The sequence below is a fragment of the Mesorhizobium sp. M1C.F.Ca.ET.210.01.1.1 genome, assembly GCF_004791585.1.
Lineage (GTDB): Bacteria > Pseudomonadota > Alphaproteobacteria > Rhizobiales > Rhizobiaceae > Mesorhizobium.
Genome location: NZ_SRUU01000250.1, coordinates 1 through 265 on the forward strand (window position 1 = coordinate 1; position 265 = coordinate 265).

The window sequence follows — 265 nt, forward strand, 5'->3', positions numbered from 1 at the left end:
ACTTCGATGTGGTCAGCGCCGACGGCACCCACACCTCGGTCCATATCGACATCCTCGGCACCAATGATGCGGCTGTGCTGTCCTCGGCCTCGGTCAACCTGACCGAGACCGATGACGCGGCCGACATCTCGACCAGCGGCGCGCTCACCATCTCGGACGTCGACAGCGACCCGCACTTCGTCGCCCAGGCTGGCACCGCCGGCACCTACGGCTCGTTCTCGATCGATGTCGACGGCAACTGGAGCTACACGGCGTCCTCGGCGCA

1 protein-coding gene is annotated in these 265 nt (G+C 66.0%); it reads left to right on the forward strand.

Going from position 1 to position 265, the window contains the following annotated elements; translation table 11 throughout:
• Nucleotides 1-265, forward strand: a 265-nt coding sequence (locus EN853_RS33790; RefSeq protein ID WP_135861393.1) for a VCBS domain-containing protein, incomplete at both ends; no start/stop codon positions are given.